2 protein-coding genes are annotated in these 1,257 nt (G+C 38.6%); both read right to left on the reverse strand.

The features are described from left to right. A partial coding sequence (locus ACRCJ0_RS14375; protein ID WP_431390896.1) for an OB-fold nucleic acid binding domain-containing protein occupies nt 1-470 on the reverse strand: 470 nt, incomplete at its 3' end. A gap of 309 nt (nt 471-779) precedes the next feature. Continuing rightward, nucleotides 780-1,115, reverse strand: coding sequence for an ArsR/SmtB family transcription factor (locus ACRCJ0_RS14380; RefSeq protein ID WP_420086138.1), 336 nt, complete (start codon nt 1,113-1,115; stop codon nt 780-782). Between the last annotated feature and the right edge of the window lie 142 nt (nt 1,116-1,257).

Below are 1,257 nucleotides of genomic sequence, written 5' to 3' on the forward strand. Positions count from 1 at the left end.
AATGATTCACGGTTGGCAATTAGATCTAGGTAACGGTGACGGTAGATTTGTTCTACGTCTGTTAAACCATGGTATTTATCCGGTAATGGACGTAAAGCTTTTGTTAGGTGGACGAATTTCGTCGCTTTAACAGATAATTCACCAGTATTTGTACGCATTAAAGTACCTTCAACACCAACGATATCCCCTAAGTCAGCTTTCTTCCATAAGTGGTCGTAATCCTCTTCATCGATGTGGTCACGACGCACGTAGATTTGAATGTTACCTGACATGTCTTGGATGTTCCCAAAACCAGCTTTACCCTTACCACGTTTCGTTACTAAACGACCGGCAATGGCTACGACATCATCCATTTCAGCTAATTGCTCTTTGTCATAAGCCTCATATTTTTTGTGTAAATCAGCTGCTACTGCGTTACGTTCAAACCCTGAAGCAAATGGGTTATAGCCGCTTTCTTCTAACTCAGCCATTTTTTCACGACGGACAAGTAGTTGGTCGTTCAACCCTTCAGTCGCATCAGTAGCTTGATGTTGATTATTTTCTTCAGTCACTATATACACTCCTTACTTTATCTATCGTTATCCTCTAGTCAATTCGATACTTATCTATATTGCCAACTTTCTGCCAAAAAAGCAAGCGACCCTTGTCGACAATTTCTATCAGAACAGTTTTTTCGGATAAACTGTCGTCTCTCTATGAGAATACGAAAACACAAGCATTGTAACAAATTTTCAGGTTAAAGAAAACCTTATTATGGTAGGAACCGCTTATGCTTTCAATTATTGGTCATCCTCTTCTTTAATATGCGTAAAGGCATCCGTTAAAATTTGCAGGACATGGCTGTCTGCCTGGCTGTAAATGACCGTATTTCTTTCCTTACGTTTCTTTACTAGCCGCAATTCAAACAATTTCTTTAATTGATGGGACACTGCTGATTGTTCCAAACCTAATTCTTCAGAAATCTTAGTAGCCATCATTTCGCCTTCACCCAATAAATATAGTATGCGTAATCTTGTTGGATCCCCCAAAGCCTTAAACATTTTACTCAAATGTTGAATTTGTTCCGGTTCAACCGTCTCATGTTGACCCTCAAGATGTTCTTTTGCTTCCTTCATAAAAGCCTTCTTTCACTTTTAATAATGTTTATTCACTCAATTACTTCTGTTAATTGATTGTATTGAAGTCGAAAGCACCTTCAGCAACAAATCGTCTACCATCATCTGGAATAACAACGACTACTTTTTTGTTTTGGCCTAG

The organism is Aerococcus sp. L_32 (assembly GCF_050689315.1).